Source organism: Pseudocitrobacter vendiensis (genome assembly GCF_943590815.1).
Lineage (GTDB): Bacteria > Pseudomonadota > Gammaproteobacteria > Enterobacterales > Enterobacteriaceae > Pseudocitrobacter > Pseudocitrobacter vendiensis.
The window spans coordinates 105,702-119,655 of record NZ_CALSBS010000009.1 but is presented as its reverse complement, the minus strand read 5'-3'; the positions used below and the strand labels follow the sequence as shown (position 1 = coordinate 119,655).

General features: G+C 50.1%; 14 protein-coding genes. 2 read left to right on the top strand and 12 right to left on the bottom strand.

Annotated elements, in window-relative coordinates; translation table 11 throughout:
- Positions 1-60: 60 nt before the first annotated feature.
- Together NMC31_RS12025 and yczE are read right to left on the bottom strand one after the other, a co-directional pair.
- Positions 61-414, bottom strand: coding sequence for a DUF1428 domain-containing protein (locus NMC31_RS12025; RefSeq protein WP_149462108.1), 354 nt, complete (start codon positions 412-414; stop codon positions 61-63).
- A 106-nt stretch (positions 415-520) separates the two neighbouring features.
- Positions 521-1,123, bottom strand: coding sequence for a membrane protein YczE (gene yczE, locus NMC31_RS12020; RefSeq protein ID WP_253898056.1), 603 nt, complete (start codon positions 1,121-1,123; stop codon positions 521-523).
- Between the two features lie 88 nt (positions 1,124-1,211).
- Here yczE and yczR point away from each other — a divergent pair, with 88 nt between their 5' ends.
- Positions 1,212-2,639 carry a MocR-like transcription factor YczR gene (gene yczR / locus NMC31_RS12015; protein WP_253898055.1) on the top strand — a complete coding sequence of 476 codons (1,428 nt, stop codon included), beginning with the start codon at positions 1,212-1,214 and terminating at the stop codon, positions 2,637-2,639.
- A gap of 286 nt (positions 2,640-2,925) precedes the next feature.
- On the opposite strand, the gene NMC31_RS12010 is transcribed toward yczR, so the two are convergent.
- The 10 genes from NMC31_RS12010 to NMC31_RS11965 form a co-directional block, all read right to left on the bottom strand.
- Positions 2,926-3,345, bottom strand: coding sequence for a hypothetical protein (locus NMC31_RS12010; protein ID WP_253898054.1), 420 nt, complete (start codon positions 3,343-3,345; stop codon positions 2,926-2,928).
- 482 nt (positions 3,346-3,827) lie between these two features.
- Complete coding sequence (locus NMC31_RS12005) at positions 3,828-4,856, bottom strand: major capsid protein (RefSeq protein WP_253898053.1); 1,029 nt, start codon at positions 4,854-4,856, stop codon at positions 3,828-3,830.
- 18 nt (positions 4,857-4,874) lie between these two features.
- On the bottom strand, positions 4,875-5,228 hold the full coding sequence (locus NMC31_RS12000; RefSeq protein ID WP_253898052.1) for a hypothetical protein: 354 nt from the start codon (positions 5,226-5,228) through the stop codon (positions 4,875-4,877).
- 767 nt (positions 5,229-5,995) lie between these two features.
- Positions 5,996-8,161 carry a tape measure protein gene (locus NMC31_RS11995; protein WP_253898051.1) on the bottom strand — a complete coding sequence of 722 codons (2,166 nt, stop codon included), beginning with the start codon at positions 8,159-8,161 and terminating at the stop codon, positions 5,996-5,998.
- Positions 8,161-8,505, bottom strand: a complete 345-nt coding sequence (locus NMC31_RS11990) for a hypothetical protein (protein ID WP_253898050.1) — start codon at positions 8,503-8,505, stop codon at positions 8,161-8,163. The genes NMC31_RS11995 and NMC31_RS11990 overlap by 1 nt, the downstream gene beginning before the upstream one ends.
- Positions 8,506-8,719: 214 nt before the next feature.
- The gene (locus tag NMC31_RS11985) at positions 8,720-9,193 is read right to left on the bottom strand and encodes a hypothetical protein (RefSeq protein WP_253898049.1); all 474 of its coding nucleotides are present in this window, start codon (positions 9,191-9,193) and stop codon (positions 8,720-8,722) included.
- A 13-nt stretch (positions 9,194-9,206) separates the two neighbouring features.
- A complete protein-coding gene (locus NMC31_RS11980) occupies positions 9,207-10,022 on the bottom strand; it encodes a hypothetical protein (protein ID WP_253898048.1) in 816 nt (271 codons plus the stop codon).
- The gene (locus NMC31_RS11975) at positions 10,003-10,200 is read right to left on the bottom strand and encodes a hypothetical protein (RefSeq protein ID WP_253898047.1); all 198 of its coding nucleotides are present in this window, start codon (positions 10,198-10,200) and stop codon (positions 10,003-10,005) included. The genes NMC31_RS11980 and NMC31_RS11975 overlap by 20 nt, the downstream gene beginning before the upstream one ends.
- A gap of 88 nt (positions 10,201-10,288) precedes the next feature.
- Positions 10,289-10,735, bottom strand: coding sequence for a hypothetical protein (locus NMC31_RS11970; protein ID WP_253898046.1), 447 nt, complete (start codon positions 10,733-10,735; stop codon positions 10,289-10,291).
- Positions 10,736-12,718: 1,983 nt separating this feature from the next.
- Positions 12,719-13,219 (bottom strand): HNH endonuclease, encoded by a 501-nt coding sequence (locus NMC31_RS11965; protein WP_253898045.1) that lies wholly within the window; start codon positions 13,217-13,219, stop codon positions 12,719-12,721.
- A gap of 174 nt (positions 13,220-13,393) precedes the next feature.
- On the opposite strand from NMC31_RS11965, the gene NMC31_RS11960 reads away from it, so the two are divergent.
- Complete coding sequence (locus tag NMC31_RS11960) at positions 13,394-13,948, top strand: tyrosine-type recombinase/integrase (protein ID WP_253898044.1); 555 nt, start codon at positions 13,394-13,396, stop codon at positions 13,946-13,948.
- Positions 13,949-13,954 lie beyond the last annotated feature (6 nt).

Genomic DNA, 13,954 nt, shown 5'->3' with positions numbered 1-13,954 from the left:
GAAAGCCCGAAGATTCTCCGGCATGGATCTGGCTGGCGGCACGCCGCACAGCCAGTCAGGCTACTCGTCGACGATGGGCAGGAAGCCACCGTAGATCATGCGTCGTCCGTCAAACGGCATTGATTCCCCCAGCGCCTTCATGCGCGGGTCGTTCATCATTTTCTCATTTGCCGCATCGCGGATGTCTTTGGAAGGGTATTCAATCCAGCTGAAGACCACCTCTTCATGTTCTTCTGCCTGCACCGCCATGCGAAAATCGGTCAGATTGCCGTTGGGTACATCATCCGCCCAACATTCGACAATGCGGGTTGCGCCAAACTCTTTAAACAGCGGCGCTGCTTTTGCGGCCATCTCGCGGTATGCCTCCTTATTGTCCACGGGAACAGCAACAACAAAACCATCAACATACTTCATCAGATAATCCTCCGAAGTGACAGCGCAGCCAGAAAACCTGACTGCGTCTGTTGATAAGTTTAGTTCTGCTGCGAGCTAAACGCGTAGCTCAACCGCCGCTCTGAACTCAGGAAATTACCGCCGCGCTGCGCGTGCCGCTGGGTTGACGAAACCACGGCAGACAAAGCTGAATGAGTGGGCCGATCGCCAGAGCATACAGCACGGTGCCTACACCAAATGTTCCACCCAGCAGTACACCAATCACCAGCACTGACAGTTCAATGGTGGTACGAATCCCCCGTACCGACCAGCCAGTACGCGCGTGCAGTCCGGTCATCAGGCCATCGCGCGGCCCCGCGCCGAAACCCGCACCGATATACATCCCCGTGGCCAGCGCGTTCACCACGATTGCCGCAGCCAGCAGCGCGCTACGCGCCACCAAAGATTCCAGCGGCGGCAGAATAGCCAGCGTCGCATCGGCGGTCAGCCCCAGCACAATCACGTTACTGACCGTGCCCAGCCCCGGACGCTGGCGCAGGGGGATCCAGAACAGCAGCACCAGGACGCCGGTGGCGATAATCACCAGACCGATATTCATCGACAGCAGGCTGGCGACGCCGAGATGAAACACGTTCCACGGATCGGCGCCCAAATCCGCACGAACAAACATCGCTGTGGAGACACCGTAAAGGGCCAGACCGATATAAAGCTGGATAAGACGACGGAGCATGATGCACCTCAGAATAAGCGTTCAGAACTTCATCATCGGTGAAAATGGCATTATGATTAATGACCAGTTTTTAAAAAGTGGACTGCATATGACACCACGACGCTCGGCCACCCACTCATTGGTTCGCCTGCTTGGCCACTGGCAGGAGGCCAACTCACGCACCCCGCTGTGGCGACAGCTGGCACAGGCGCTGCGTTTGCTAATCCTCGATGGGCGGTTACCGCTGGAGAGCCGTTTGCCCGGCGAACGTGAATTTGCCACGGTATTGGGCGTCAGTCGTACCACTGTCGCCAGCGCACTGGCGCAGCTAAGAGATGAAGGGTATCTGCAAAGTCGCCACGGGAGCGGCTCGTGGGTAATGTTGCCAGAAGGCCGCCGCGAAATTCCAACCCGCATGTCGGCACCGGAAGCGCTGGATCTCTCCACCGCCGCGCTAAGTGCCGGTGCAGAAATACATCAGGCCTACAGCCATGCATTAACCATGCTACCGGAGTATTTGCATCACACCGGCTACGATCAGCATGGATTAAGGGTACTGCGCGAAGCCATCGCGCGTCGCTACTGTGCGCGCGGCCTGCCGACAAAAGCGGACGAAATTATGCTGGTAAACGGTGCGCTCAGCGGGCTGGCGCTGGTTCTGCGCGCAATGACCGGACCTGGCGATCGCGTGGTCGTTGAGAATCCCACTTATCCGTTAGCGATTGCCGCGATTCAGGGCGCATCCTGCCGCCCCGTGGGCTTATCTTTGCCCCCACAGGGTTGGGATACTGACGGGCTGGCGGCGATCATCGCCCAAACCGCGCCGCGTCTGGCGTGGCTGATGCCCGATTTTCATAACCCTACCGGTCGCTGTATGGACCACGCCACACGACAGACAATCGCTGACCTCGCCGCTCGCACGCGCACCACGCTGGTGGTCGACGAAACGATGGTCGATTTATGGTACAACGCCCCACCTCCCCCGCCGCTGGCGGCATTCAATGCCGATGCCCCGGTGATTACCATCGGCTCTGCCGGAAAAAGTTTCTGGGGTGGGTTACGTTTAGGATGGATTCGGGCTTCAACACGCACGCTCGCATCGCTGATTCAGGCGCGCGATACGCTCGATCTCGGCTCACCGCTGCTGGAACAGTTAGCTGCCCTGTGGTTACTGGAAAACGCCGACAATTTATTGCCTGCCAGACGAGCGATGCTGGCGCAACGTCGCGACATGTGTGCCGCATTGATGCAGGATTATTTTCCCCAGTGGCACTTTACCCAGCCTGAAGGCGGCCTCTCTTTCTGGGTTGAACTGCCCGAGATGCTGGCCACGCAGTTTGCGGCCCGGGCGGAAAGCGTGGGTATACACCTTGGCACAGGCACGCGCTTCGGGTTAGCGGGCGCGTTTGAACGCAACCTGCGCCTGCCTTTTACACTGCCAGATGAAACATTGCGTGATGCCTTTGAATTATTACAGCCGCTCTGGCAGACCCTTGCCGGGCAGCAGAATACCAGCCGATTACGCAAAATCATTTAAAGGATGTTGCTGCGATTCAGGGTAGTGAAAGATATCGTGCTATTGATGTGAGAATAGAGGCGTGGTGACAGAGGGCTGAATTGGGTGGGGGCCCTGCCAGCTAAGGATTTTCGAATAAAACCTATGTTTTTCAATGCACTAAAAAGCAGTGAGGCAATGAATTTGTATCACCAAATGGTGTCACTGGCAAGCCGTTTCTCATGCGACAGACACAAAAAAGCCGGGCTTAACCCGGCTTCATCGAGAGATAGGATGTGGTGACACACCCCATTATAAGTGTTCTGGTTTACTCAAGTAGATATGCACACTGGGCACTTGCATAGTTTGCAACAGCCAGTGGAAGTTTTGCTGCTGCTTTCTTCGCTGCCGGAGATATCGGCTGATCCGGTTGACTATGCTCCATTGCCTTAGCCATTCTTTGAGATATCCGATTGGAAATTGATTCACAGCTTTCCCCATTATTGATCCCTTGAACAACCATGCTATCAATATTTTGCGCCATGCTGTTGGCAATTTCTTGGCCTGCGGCCTGAGGATTACTACGAGCCTTTTCTGTTAATGAGTCAGTAAGTAACCCACCTTTTATGAAGGCTTCAGCGAGTTGATGTTTCGCTTGAGCAACTTGCAACTCGGTTTCAGGTGAAGCCATAGTAGTCATTGAAAAAAGGTAACAAATAAAACCACCTAACATTAGTACTCTTTTCATATTATCTCTCTCAGAGGCAGGGGTATCACAATTCATATGACATACTATCTATCTTGTTAATTTTCGTAAATAAAATCGAACAAGAACCCATAAAAAAGCCGGGATTAATCCGGCTTCTATTCTTTCAGTTTCTTCTTTCGTTGCTCTTCAAGGTAGTACCTGATTGCACTGTCTAAGCCGTAGTCACGACAACGGTCAATAAATGATGACCGACTACAACCGAGTTTCCGACTCAAAGCGCTGATGTTCAGAATGGAGTCATCAGAACCACCATCCATAATGAATGTGAGCAAAGGCTGGTTTCCCCGGCCTATCAATTGTAATTTCATATGTATCCTCTTCTTTGCCTCGCCATCCGGTCTTGATTCCCCGGCTTCAAATGCCGGAATACAGAATCAAGATGAACCAAAGGTTCACCCGTAGGGCCTTGCTACGGTGGGGGCAAATCGCCCCCAATGTACCCGCCAGCGGAATTCCGCTTCTTACATCACAGCCTGATCGGTGAAATCACCCGTGATTTTCAGAACGAAGTCCGGGCGCATAGGAATTTGAATCTGGGATAGTTCGCTGACCACCTCATAATTCATGAACTTATCACGCAGAACGTAGTGATAAGACGGATAAACCGGACCATTTGCAACCTCTGCATGACGGCTCGCCGGAGTCTGGTAAGTCATGTACGGTGACAGGTCACCTTCTACGATGTTGGAGAATGACGCCAGCATATAACCTTCCCCGTCTGCAATGCCGTATAGCGGATCATCAACCTGAACCACAGTTACACGCCCGATGTTGTAGCGGTCATAAGCACCCAGAGTTTCCGGGAATACGATATCGCGAGACGTAGCACCAAATAGAGCGGCCTGATATGCGGTCGGGTTCGCCTGAATTGCAGTGAATAGGCTCGGACTCGCCAGCAGGTAAATCTGCTTAATGCTGGATGACCAACCACCAAGTTTTTGTTTCAGAAGCGTAGTTGCTTTCTGTAGTTCGGTGATGACGTTGGCGCTAACACCAGTCTTCACAACAGTGGACGGCTGTTCAATTCCCCAAAATTCATTCCAGAGAATGGTTGGGCCTTCGCGTAGGTGCGTGGCTTCGGTTACGTTGTGCAGCAGACTCTGCGCCATGGCGAATTCAACATCCCGGCGGGTTTGCAGGTAATGCTTCAGCGTATGGTTCGCCACAACATCTTCAGCGGTCATTTGACGGTTTTCACCGGGTTGACGCTTGCCCTGCCAATCCTGGCTGGTGATGGTGGAGCTGTAGACATGTAACGGAGCCTGAACGGTCACGTTAGCTGCACGGGGAAATGAAAGCCCCGACATTTCTGAGCCATAACGAGCTACCGATTTGGTAATTTCTCTCTGCACGTCCTCAATCGTATCCAGGGCGATGATCTGCGTATCGCTTGGACGGCTGGTAAACAGGCCCAGGCTGGACAGAAGGAATCCCTCGCCGCTTGGTTTAACAAACTGACCGCTTAGGTTAGTAAAATCATTCAATTTCATAATGTTATCTCTCCCTGATTAGATCGCTGCGATAGTGGTGTTTGCATCGGCAATGCGATTGCCCTGTTTGATAAGTGCGGTGTAAGCAGCATCTTTTGCGGCTGCGTCCACAACCAACCCCGCCGGATTGAACACACATTGGGTGTCACTGATAACCAGACTACGAGCATCACCAGCGACCTGATTTTGCAGTGCTACAGCGCAATCATCGCCATCAGCTGCGACATAAGCCGCGCCAGTGGATGGGTTAATCACATCTCCGCAAGTCACGTCAGCAGCCAGATCAAGGATTACCTCGCGTTTGTGGAATATCGGTGAATCGGTATAAACCAATACAGCCTGTGGGGTCTTACTTTCATATTCAAAAGCCATGTTTTTTTATCTCCATCAGTTATTCGGTCACAAAGTGATGAACCTATGGTTTACGGGGCGATGCCATTTGCTAAAGGCAAACACCTCCAGTGCTGAAGGTTCACCACCAAGCGGCCTTGTTAAGTCACCTGCTTTACAGGCAGGTATTGTTACTCGGCAGATATGCCGGAATTTGTTACAGGCGTAAAAGAGGCCGCACAGTGGCGACCTTCTTTCACTCGCTCCACGAGTTAGTAATTAGGATTGCTAATCGCTTCGCGATGTTCTTCACTTTGAATTCCAGACAGAAAAGACCCCGGAACAGGAATATCCCTGCCCGGTTGGTGGATCATCGGTGAGATGAAATTTCTGAGTGGAGAGATGGGAGGTGTGCAACGCCGTCCAATGGGTAAGGAGTAGGAACCCAAAACATTGCACACCTGTTGTCAGTTTCCATCGTGACAAGATGACCGACGAGGAGAGCGCCGGATTTAATGGCATCCCGATCTAGTCGAGGTGTACTTTTATCGCTGGTAGCGATTTGGCAGAGCCAAACCCGGTACGGGTGCTTTTATTTTGCTGCCTTGCGACCTGACATCGCATTCCCCTTGAGAGTTGGGAAGCGACAATGGCAGTAGTACGCACATACCATAACTGCAATCAGTTATTTGCACATAATCACCTCACGTTATTATTTTATCATGTCACTATTAGAATTACAACAAATTTCACGGTGACGTATTGACTTCTTGATTAAAAGGCGACAGATTCGCCGCCGGATCGCTACATCACCTCGCGACTCCGAGAATCATGTTCTGATTATTGAGTTCATTGTCCCTGATACGTGCATCGACTAGGCCAGTAACCGCACCATCATGAACATTGATGTCGATTGGTGAAAGCTTCACCTCGGCCTCACCACGAATATTGACGCTGTACGGTTGGCGCTGGGTCATATTCTCCAGAGTTGGCGGTGTAAACGTTGGCGTTGGAAGCGGTGACATTCCGGGGAGCGTATTCGCCCCAGTGAACGCATTGGTAAAGCCCTGTGTATGGTCAACAAAAAACTTTTTAATGTCCGTCCACATGGTTGGTCGGTCATTATTCGCCTGCACTTGCTTTATAAAGGCATCAGGATCAGCCTGAATTTTATCAAGTTGGTCATTGAGGCTTACAGCAGCAATGATCGCAGGGAGACCGATAGAGAAACCCTGTTTACCGCCTTTTGTTGGTTTGGTGCTGTCTGTTCCCGGTGTGGCAATTCCACCAAGAGCGCCTACCTTGGCGAGTGTCCCAAGCAAACCTTTCAACGGATTCGCGAAGCTCACAAGCCATTTTAGAGCACCAGCTAACTTGAAGATTGCTCCAGTGAAGATCGCTATACCTGCTGCATACGCTGCTGTATTGCCGAATCCCTCGAAGGTTTTAGATAGTCCTGGGGCGTACCTCTTGATCAGCGCTTCAATGAGGATGAAGGTGTTATAGACCGTATCCCCTGCATCGGTGAAGCCCTGAACAACCTTACCAGCTATCGCTCCCAGCGTTTTAAATGCGTCCTGGTTGCTGTTAATAGCGTCTGTCAGACCGTTAAACGTGTCAGTTAACTGACTGCCGAATCCTGAATCAAAGAAGTTTTTCTGTGCAAGTTGCATCGTTGTACGTAGGCGCATCATCGCAACACGGTTAGATTTCAGTGACTTCTCAAACGCGCCACCTTTCTGTGCTGCCGCCTTGAACTCATCACCAACAAGGGGGAGGATATCTTTAGCCAGTAGCTCACCGTTTTTCATCATAGACATCAGATCTTTTTCTGTAAGGTCTGTCCTGCCTTTCAGCTTATTCAGGGCTTTAACGAAGATCCCAACGGCGTTAGGCAATGCGTCACCAAGCTGTCCTTTTAGCTCTTCAGCCTGCACCGTACCTTTGGCGTACATTTGATTAATAGCAAGTAAGGCGCGACTCTGCTCTTCACCTGTGGCCCCCAATACGGTTCCGTACTGGCTGACACCCTCAAACAGGTTTTTGATTTGGCTGTTGGTCGCCTTGCCAACGGCTGAAGCGTAGAACTTAACGTAGTCTTTCGATGTCTTTTGCAGGTCAAGACCAAGGGAGAGCGCCTGTTTCTGTAGATATGCCATTTCCTGAGCGGCTTTCTGACTATCACCTGTGACAGCCTGTAGACCAGACATCATTGATTCGAAGTCTTGCCCGGTCTGCATGATAGTTTTGCCGATACCAATAGTTGCGCCGATGGTGATCGCAGTGCCTGCATGGTCTAGGAGTGAGGTATCAAGGCCCGTCACTCTTGCCTTGACTGGAAGGGTTACCGGCTTTTTGACTAAACCGCCCTGCTGCCTGAGTCCTTGCTGAAGCTTACTTACTCTGGCGTTGTACTCACCCAGCGCTATTGAACCAGCATGATATTGTTTCGTTAATTGAGCGAAGTCGCTGATTGCTTGCGCTCGCTGGCGTGGGGTCAGGTTATAACCGTTGGTGGCAGTGCTAAAACGGATACCTTTTGCTCGAATCTGCTGTGTGCGTTTGTCCTGCTCTGCCTGCTCACGTTGAAGACGGATTGCCTCTGCAAGTCCACGTGCATTTTTGGGAACCAGACCAGCGGCGGCTGGGTTACGTGCTGCAATCACTGCCATTTTTTGGGCGTGACGCTGCTCGTTAGTCGCTATACGTGCATTGATCGCACTCTGTTTCTGCGACTCAGCAGTTAATTTTTGGTGGAGTTTTAGGCGTCTCGTCTCATCACGTGCCTGTTGTAACTGCATTTTTCCGTTAGACTGCTGAATTTTTTTAGCACTAGCCTGGTAATTCTTCCCGACCTTGTTCCAGGCTGTGCCTACAGATCGAATCTGTTTGAGAACGCGACCGAAGGCTGTCCGATCGACAGACCATGTCACCTCGTTTACGGTTTTAGTCACTATGATATTGCCATTCGCCATTACGCCTCCTGTGCCGGGATGATATTGCCGTACCGTTCTGGATTATCAGCAACCAGTTTCCGACAAGCGGCCTTAGCCCTTTCGAGCACCTCCGGGTCGATATGATCAGCGGTGTGTGCAACCAGAGGACGACTATCAGAACCAAGCATCTTGTAAATTTTGGTTGTTTTGCTTACTGCTGCTGGCGTTGTTGTCTGTTTCGCTCGGAGATATTCGGGATGTTGATCCAAAAAATCGGCGGCGGCATTTGTCAGGCTCTCCCTCGCCTTTTGTAGGGTAAACTCTTCCGGCGTCATGCCGTGCATCGCTGCAAACAGCGCGTTTTTTATAGTGTTCAGTGTCATTTTTATAGTGTCTCCAGAGTAGGATTTTTGTCGCAAGGCGATGACGGCCAACGTCACTGCTTCGCAGCAAGAGGATTACCCCATCGCGAGCACAGCGATACGCCAGCCAGACAACGGGCAGGTAAGATAAATATTCAAGGTTCATTAGCCCCCGGCTGGGGTTAGTTCATCTCAGGGTGATTAACGGCAATCACCGTTAACCCACTGGCGGGTGTTAGTGCAAAGTTGGCGCTTTCTGTTTGCGGTTCTCGTGACGTTCAACGGTCCGAAGATATTCACGGTAAAGTGGTTCATTCGGTTCTGGCATTCTGCCAGCCAACTGTTGACTGCTGACACCAGACCGCTTTAGCAATTGCGTTATGGTATAGAGCGGCAGATCGAACCGTTCACACAGTGTTTTTAGGTCGGCCCCTTCCTGGAAAGCTTGTTGCAGCATCGCTGAAACTTCAGCCTGTTTGGGCTTAGCCTGTTGTCTGCAACGGGGATTCCAGCCTTCACGGTGAAGTTTCTCCACCCTGTCCAGTGGAATATCCAGCAGCATGCAGACCTTCTGCGGCGTCATACCTGCCACCAACAGACGTTTAGCTTTCGAGATGCGGGGATCATCGTGAGTAATGTAGTTCAGAAGGTTGAAGAGTTTTTGCTGTTGGTCAGCGGATAAGCTGTTAAATTCTCTGTTTGTTAGCAATGTTCCTCCAGTATCAAAAAGGGATCGTGTCATCAAAATCAAGTGGTGGCTCATTTGCCTGAACGTTAACCTGTTGTTTTACAGGTTCTGGTACAGGTATATGATAATTTTGAATAAAGAGCTTCATACTGTCCTCATCGTTGCTGACGCTATGAGAGAGGCAAGACGCTTTTGCTTCTTCATCTAGCCCCAAATTGCGCCATTTCCTGAACTTGGTGCGTAATTGTTCATCGGTATACTGAGTAGAAGCGTTCACCGCATCATCACCACCGGATAACTCAACATCGACAGGAATATCCACAGCAGGTACGCCGTCTGGTTTTCCAGCAGCAGGCGCGGCAGTCTCAGGACCGTCAGTAACGGGTTTCTGTTCGTGTTCTTGCTGCTGTGCCTGGTCTTCATCGCCTTTGTTCTCCTCGTTTGCTGGCGCTGCTTTCTTCTTGGGTTTGGGCTTTACTTCGTTCGGGTGTGGAGGTGTAACACCACGCACGGCAACGGACGCAGGCGGTATCGCAACATAATTACTTGAATTAACGTTACCGCGCACTTTTACAGTAGCTTTTCTAACCACCTTTGCAGTATCCAGAGCCTTAAGGGCTTCAATCGCGGCCTTTTCTGATACCCCCACTTCCCACGCGATAACGTTGGTGTTGGTATGAATAGGGTCATCATTTCCGCGCTTCTTATTCTCCTGAAACGTCCAGATATACGCATAAATCAGCTTCATCGTACCAGTGAATCGAATTTCACCTTCCACTGTGCGTAGTTTAGTAATTCGGCGGATGCAGGAATAAACGACATCATAGGTGTCAGTTTTTGGCTTGCTCATTGTGTTCTCCGTTAGGTTTCGCCTTGCTGGCTAATGCTGGTTTGATGTCTGATGTGTTGTCGAAAATGTTCGCGGCAGTCTCCAAGATTTCATTACAGAGCCGTGCCAGGGGCTTGTCCTGCCTTTTGGCCTCAGCCAGTAGAGCCTGATAAACGTGCTGTTGAAATTTGATGTTCATTCAAGTTGTCCTCCTCGTTCTAGGTACAAAAGACCTCCCGCCAGTGGTCGCCCAGAAGGCGAACCGGCTCAGGTTTTGTTCAGTGTTGTTAGGCTGCGGTTGCTGTCGGGAATTCGCCAGCCAGTGGATAACCGTAGGCTTCAAGTTCTTCTGCACCGCTGACAGCCACAAGAAGCATAATGATCTGCTCATGAGTCAGGGAAAGACCTAGCTTATCCAAATAAAGCTGTCGATGACCTTCCAGGATTGGACGAAGTATTTCGGTTAACTCCATCCCGGCGGCACGTTGTTTGCTTAGCGGCGTAATGACAGTTTTAAATGCTCGTGCCTGCTTCGCCTTCTTCCGTTCCTGCTTCAGGATTTGCAGGCAGACGGCGATCTGTGGGTACTTGGCATGTACAGCAGAAGCGCCACCATGTCGTCTGATGAAGGCCCATAACGCTGCTTTAGTATATTTGCCGAAAAGGATCAGCTGTGCGATTTCCTCGCCTGTCATAGTGGTCAGGTCAAAGCGTTGGGATTTTGGTTTGTTCATTGGGTTCTCCGTTTTTGTTAAAAATATTAGCGGAGGTCTCTTTGTACCCATTTTGTATTGCCGTCGGTTTGACAGAGGGTGTCAGAAATGCGGCAGTTTTTTTCGTTCGAGGATTAGTAGATAAATCATTGCCCTACTAAGATCTATTGTATCAGATTTCCATGAGAATAGCAATCATTATCATGTAGGATTTTATAATACGTATAGTTCATCATCACATTACCAGCCAAAGAAATCTTTGTCAATAGGGCTAAATCGCTCTGTAACGCGTTCTGCGGGGACTTATCACCATAGGAGTACATACGCATCACCACCACCTTTAAACGCCGCAGAGAGGCGCTGGGGAGGTCAGTTAGTTAGTTAACCCGCGCCGCCCCGGAGTGAAGCGGACAGATGCAAAGCAGTCCTCTCCGCCGTGCTCCGATCCACATATGGCGAACAAGTTCGCAGCTTCCACACATGCTGGCAGAGCCAGTGAACCGGAGGTTCATTGCGTAGCAACACACAGAGTGAGAGCGTAGCTCTCTGGCGTAGCCTGTCGGGTTACCTGAGTCACAGAGACCAGCTTGCTGGTTGATGTGCTAACGAAGGTTATAGGGTATGCGGTGGCGTGGCAGTTTACGCTATCGCTATAGCCTATTACCCACACAGATATCTGAAGTGGCGTAGCCATTCAGAGCAGAGCGATACAGGTATCACCCTCTCTTTAACACCTCCAACAAAATAGACGCATGTCTATTCCTGCCTTTGACCTGGATGTTTTAGTCAAAAGAATGTGTTAGTAAAAGAGTTAACGAAGTTAACAAACGTGCGTTAGTAAACTTACCTTTCTTCAGTGGTGGAATACGTCTCACCACTTACCTTTCTACAGTGGCAATCCACTTACCTTTCTTCAGTGGTTTATGTCTGAAATTCCGGCATGGTTGGTTAAGGATCTTTACTAATGGCTCGCCATGTACAACCGTTGTGTGTTGCGTTGCGTTGTTACTGGTGAGGAGTTCAGGGAACGGCAGAAACTGCGGCATCGATGATAAACTCCTGACCACACTCAACCCGACAACCTCACGATAAATGAATATCATCATGGTCATCGACTCATCCGCAATTCTAACAGCGGCTATGTGGTGATCCTCGGCGGATCTAGAGTTTACCTCGCGTTTGTGGGATAAAGAAAAGGAGCGAAACAATACATCTTCCATAAAGCATATCAATACCTGCTGTGAAATAAATCGCGTTAATAGCGATTAAATGCCAGTAAATGCCTCGTAATACCCCGCCTGGCGTGCTGGACAGTGTACAGATGTTGTGAACACTATAGCGTTGAGTACATAACGCAACCAGTAGTGGCGCGGCTTCGGCAAATTTGATGCTAATGGTGGGGATCAAGCAACACACGTAATGCGCCCTTCCATACCGAAAAAATAAATTTTTCTTCACAACCTTCTGGAAATCCATCTATTTCTGGACGCATTGAGCCGCCAGTATCGCGCTGTGGGATGTCATGAATTATCGGTGAGTCAGTTTACATTGTGTGGGAGATAGTGCCGCTACGGGCATTCTGTGAGGTTTAGGGGCTATTGGTGGGGCTGTTTACAATTATGTGGGAAAAGGAAGGCAACCGTGATCACTTGACCGGGAGATATCGCCAGGCACTGGCCTATTGTTGGTGAAAGCATCAGCACACCAGAGAATGCACCGGACAGCCCACGGAGTTACATCACGCCCTTACATCACAGTTCATCAGAATGTGACCTAACATACCTGGTAATCATTCAACTAATTGAATCTATTATAATTATTGTGCGATGTCATAACTAGACTTTGAGTGCATGCAGTCTATGCACTAATGATGTGAATAGCGATTCATTAAACACGAATAAAACAGCATTAATTATTCAATGTACCTGCCCTAGCTGCCAAGATATTTAGAAATAACGCCGCACTTTTCTTGTGGGGTTGACAACCCGGCCTAGCACATAAGCCCTAGCGCCATTTTATTTCGTCACGATTACCTTTCGCGCAATTGCATTCGTTACATAGCAACTGCAAGTTATCAAGACGGAGGGCTAATTCAGGGTACTTGCTGCGAGGTTTAATATGATCAACATGTATCACTATGCCGTGCTTGGAAGCTGTGCGACCACAGGCGCTACAAGCACCACCATATTTTTTGATTGCTGCATAGCGCAAGCTACGCCACTCAGGAGATTGGTAGAAAGCTTTGGCACTGGCTGCTTTTCGTTCTTCGCGTATTGCAGCCTCTTCAGCCGCCTTTCTTCTTATCTGCTCTGCCCGCTCCCGTTTCTCCTTCTCTTTATCTGGAGGCGTGTATTTTGGGCCTGTTCCTTCCACCCGCCCCCACGCATCAAGAGCTGGCCTAATGTCTGCGTCTTTATCATTTCTGCCATAAATGCTACCAGCAAGGAATCTCATTCCTATAAATAGCAGGACAACCACGCAGATAATTATTACTACCCCTTCCATCAATTTACCTCAAAATCTGTGTCTGAAGACAATAATACACCTCTAATGCTGGGATGTATAAGATATGAGCATCAACCCTCCTCTAAATTCATTTTGTGATCTAAAAATACCTTGATAATGATCTAGTTATGATCAATTATATACTTCATAACTTAACCAAAGGGAGATAATGAAATGGCAAGAACAAACGCACCGACACCTGAAGAGGCCCGTCAGATCGAGGCTGTCCTACGCCGTCGCAATGAAACCTTTGCTGACGCCTGGGCGCTCAACCTGAATCTGGCATTACGCATCAGTGACCTGCTGGCGCTCACCTTTGATGATGTCGCCGGGAACGTGGTTACTATAAAGGAGAAGAAAACAGGTAAGCTGAAGGTATTCCCGATTAACAACCGCGCGCGGGAGATTATCAGCCGCCGCCGTGCTGCATACCCGACAGACGTGTTTCTGTTCCAGTCAAAGTCTAACCGAGTGAAGAATCAGCCAGCCAAGGCCATAACGAGAGAAGCGGCAAGCCGTGCATTCAGTGAGGCCGGGCAAATGGTCACAGAGAAGAACATCAGCAGCCACAGCGCCCGTAAGTGCCGGGGCCGTGCCTTGTGGGAAGCAGGAACACCAATTGAGACTATCAGTAAGATGCTGAACCATAGCAGCCCAGCGGTCACGATGACGTACCTAGATATCACTCAGGACGAGGTTAACCAGACCTACTACGAGTTGAACATTTAACGGTTC

What these genes read in the sequence shown, in the direction of transcription:
- NMC31_RS12025 (WP_149462108.1), bottom strand. Translation starts at nt 414, where the DNA reads ATGAAGTATGTTGATGGTTTTGTTGTTGCTGTTCCCGTGGACAATAAG.
- yczE (WP_253898056.1), bottom strand. Translation starts at nt 1,123, where the DNA reads ATGCTCCGTCGTCTTATCCAGCTTTATATCGGTCTGGCCCTTTACGGT.
- yczR (WP_253898055.1), top strand. Translation starts at nt 1,212, where the DNA reads ATGACACCACGACGCTCGGCCACCCACTCATTGGTTCGCCTGCTTGGC.
- NMC31_RS12010 (WP_253898054.1), bottom strand. Translation starts at nt 3,345, where the DNA reads ATGAAAAGAGTACTAATGTTAGGTGGTTTTATTTGTTACCTTTTTTCA.
- NMC31_RS12005 (WP_253898053.1), bottom strand. Translation starts at nt 4,856, where the DNA reads ATGAAATTGAATGATTTTACTAACCTAAGCGGTCAGTTTGTTAAACCA.
- NMC31_RS12000 (WP_253898052.1), bottom strand. Translation starts at nt 5,228, where the DNA reads ATGGCTTTTGAATATGAAAGTAAGACCCCACAGGCTGTATTGGTTTAT.
- NMC31_RS11995 (WP_253898051.1), bottom strand. Translation starts at nt 8,161, where the DNA reads ATGGCGAATGGCAATATCATAGTGACTAAAACCGTAAACGAGGTGACA.
- NMC31_RS11990 (WP_253898050.1), bottom strand. Translation starts at nt 8,505, where the DNA reads ATGACACTGAACACTATAAAAAACGCGCTGTTTGCAGCGATGCACGGC.
- NMC31_RS11980 (WP_253898048.1), bottom strand. Translation starts at nt 10,022, where the DNA reads ATGAGCAAGCCAAAAACTGACACCTATGATGTCGTTTATTCCTGCATC.
- NMC31_RS11975 (WP_253898047.1), bottom strand. Translation starts at nt 10,200, where the DNA reads ATGAACATCAAATTTCAACAGCACGTTTATCAGGCTCTACTGGCTGAG.
- NMC31_RS11970 (WP_253898046.1), bottom strand. Translation starts at nt 10,735, where the DNA reads ATGAACAAACCAAAATCCCAACGCTTTGACCTGACCACTATGACAGGC.
- NMC31_RS11965 (WP_253898045.1), bottom strand. Translation starts at nt 13,219, where the DNA reads ATGGAAGGGGTAGTAATAATTATCTGCGTGGTTGTCCTGCTATTTATA.
- NMC31_RS11960 (WP_253898044.1), top strand. Translation starts at nt 13,394, where the DNA reads ATGGCAAGAACAAACGCACCGACACCTGAAGAGGCCCGTCAGATCGAG.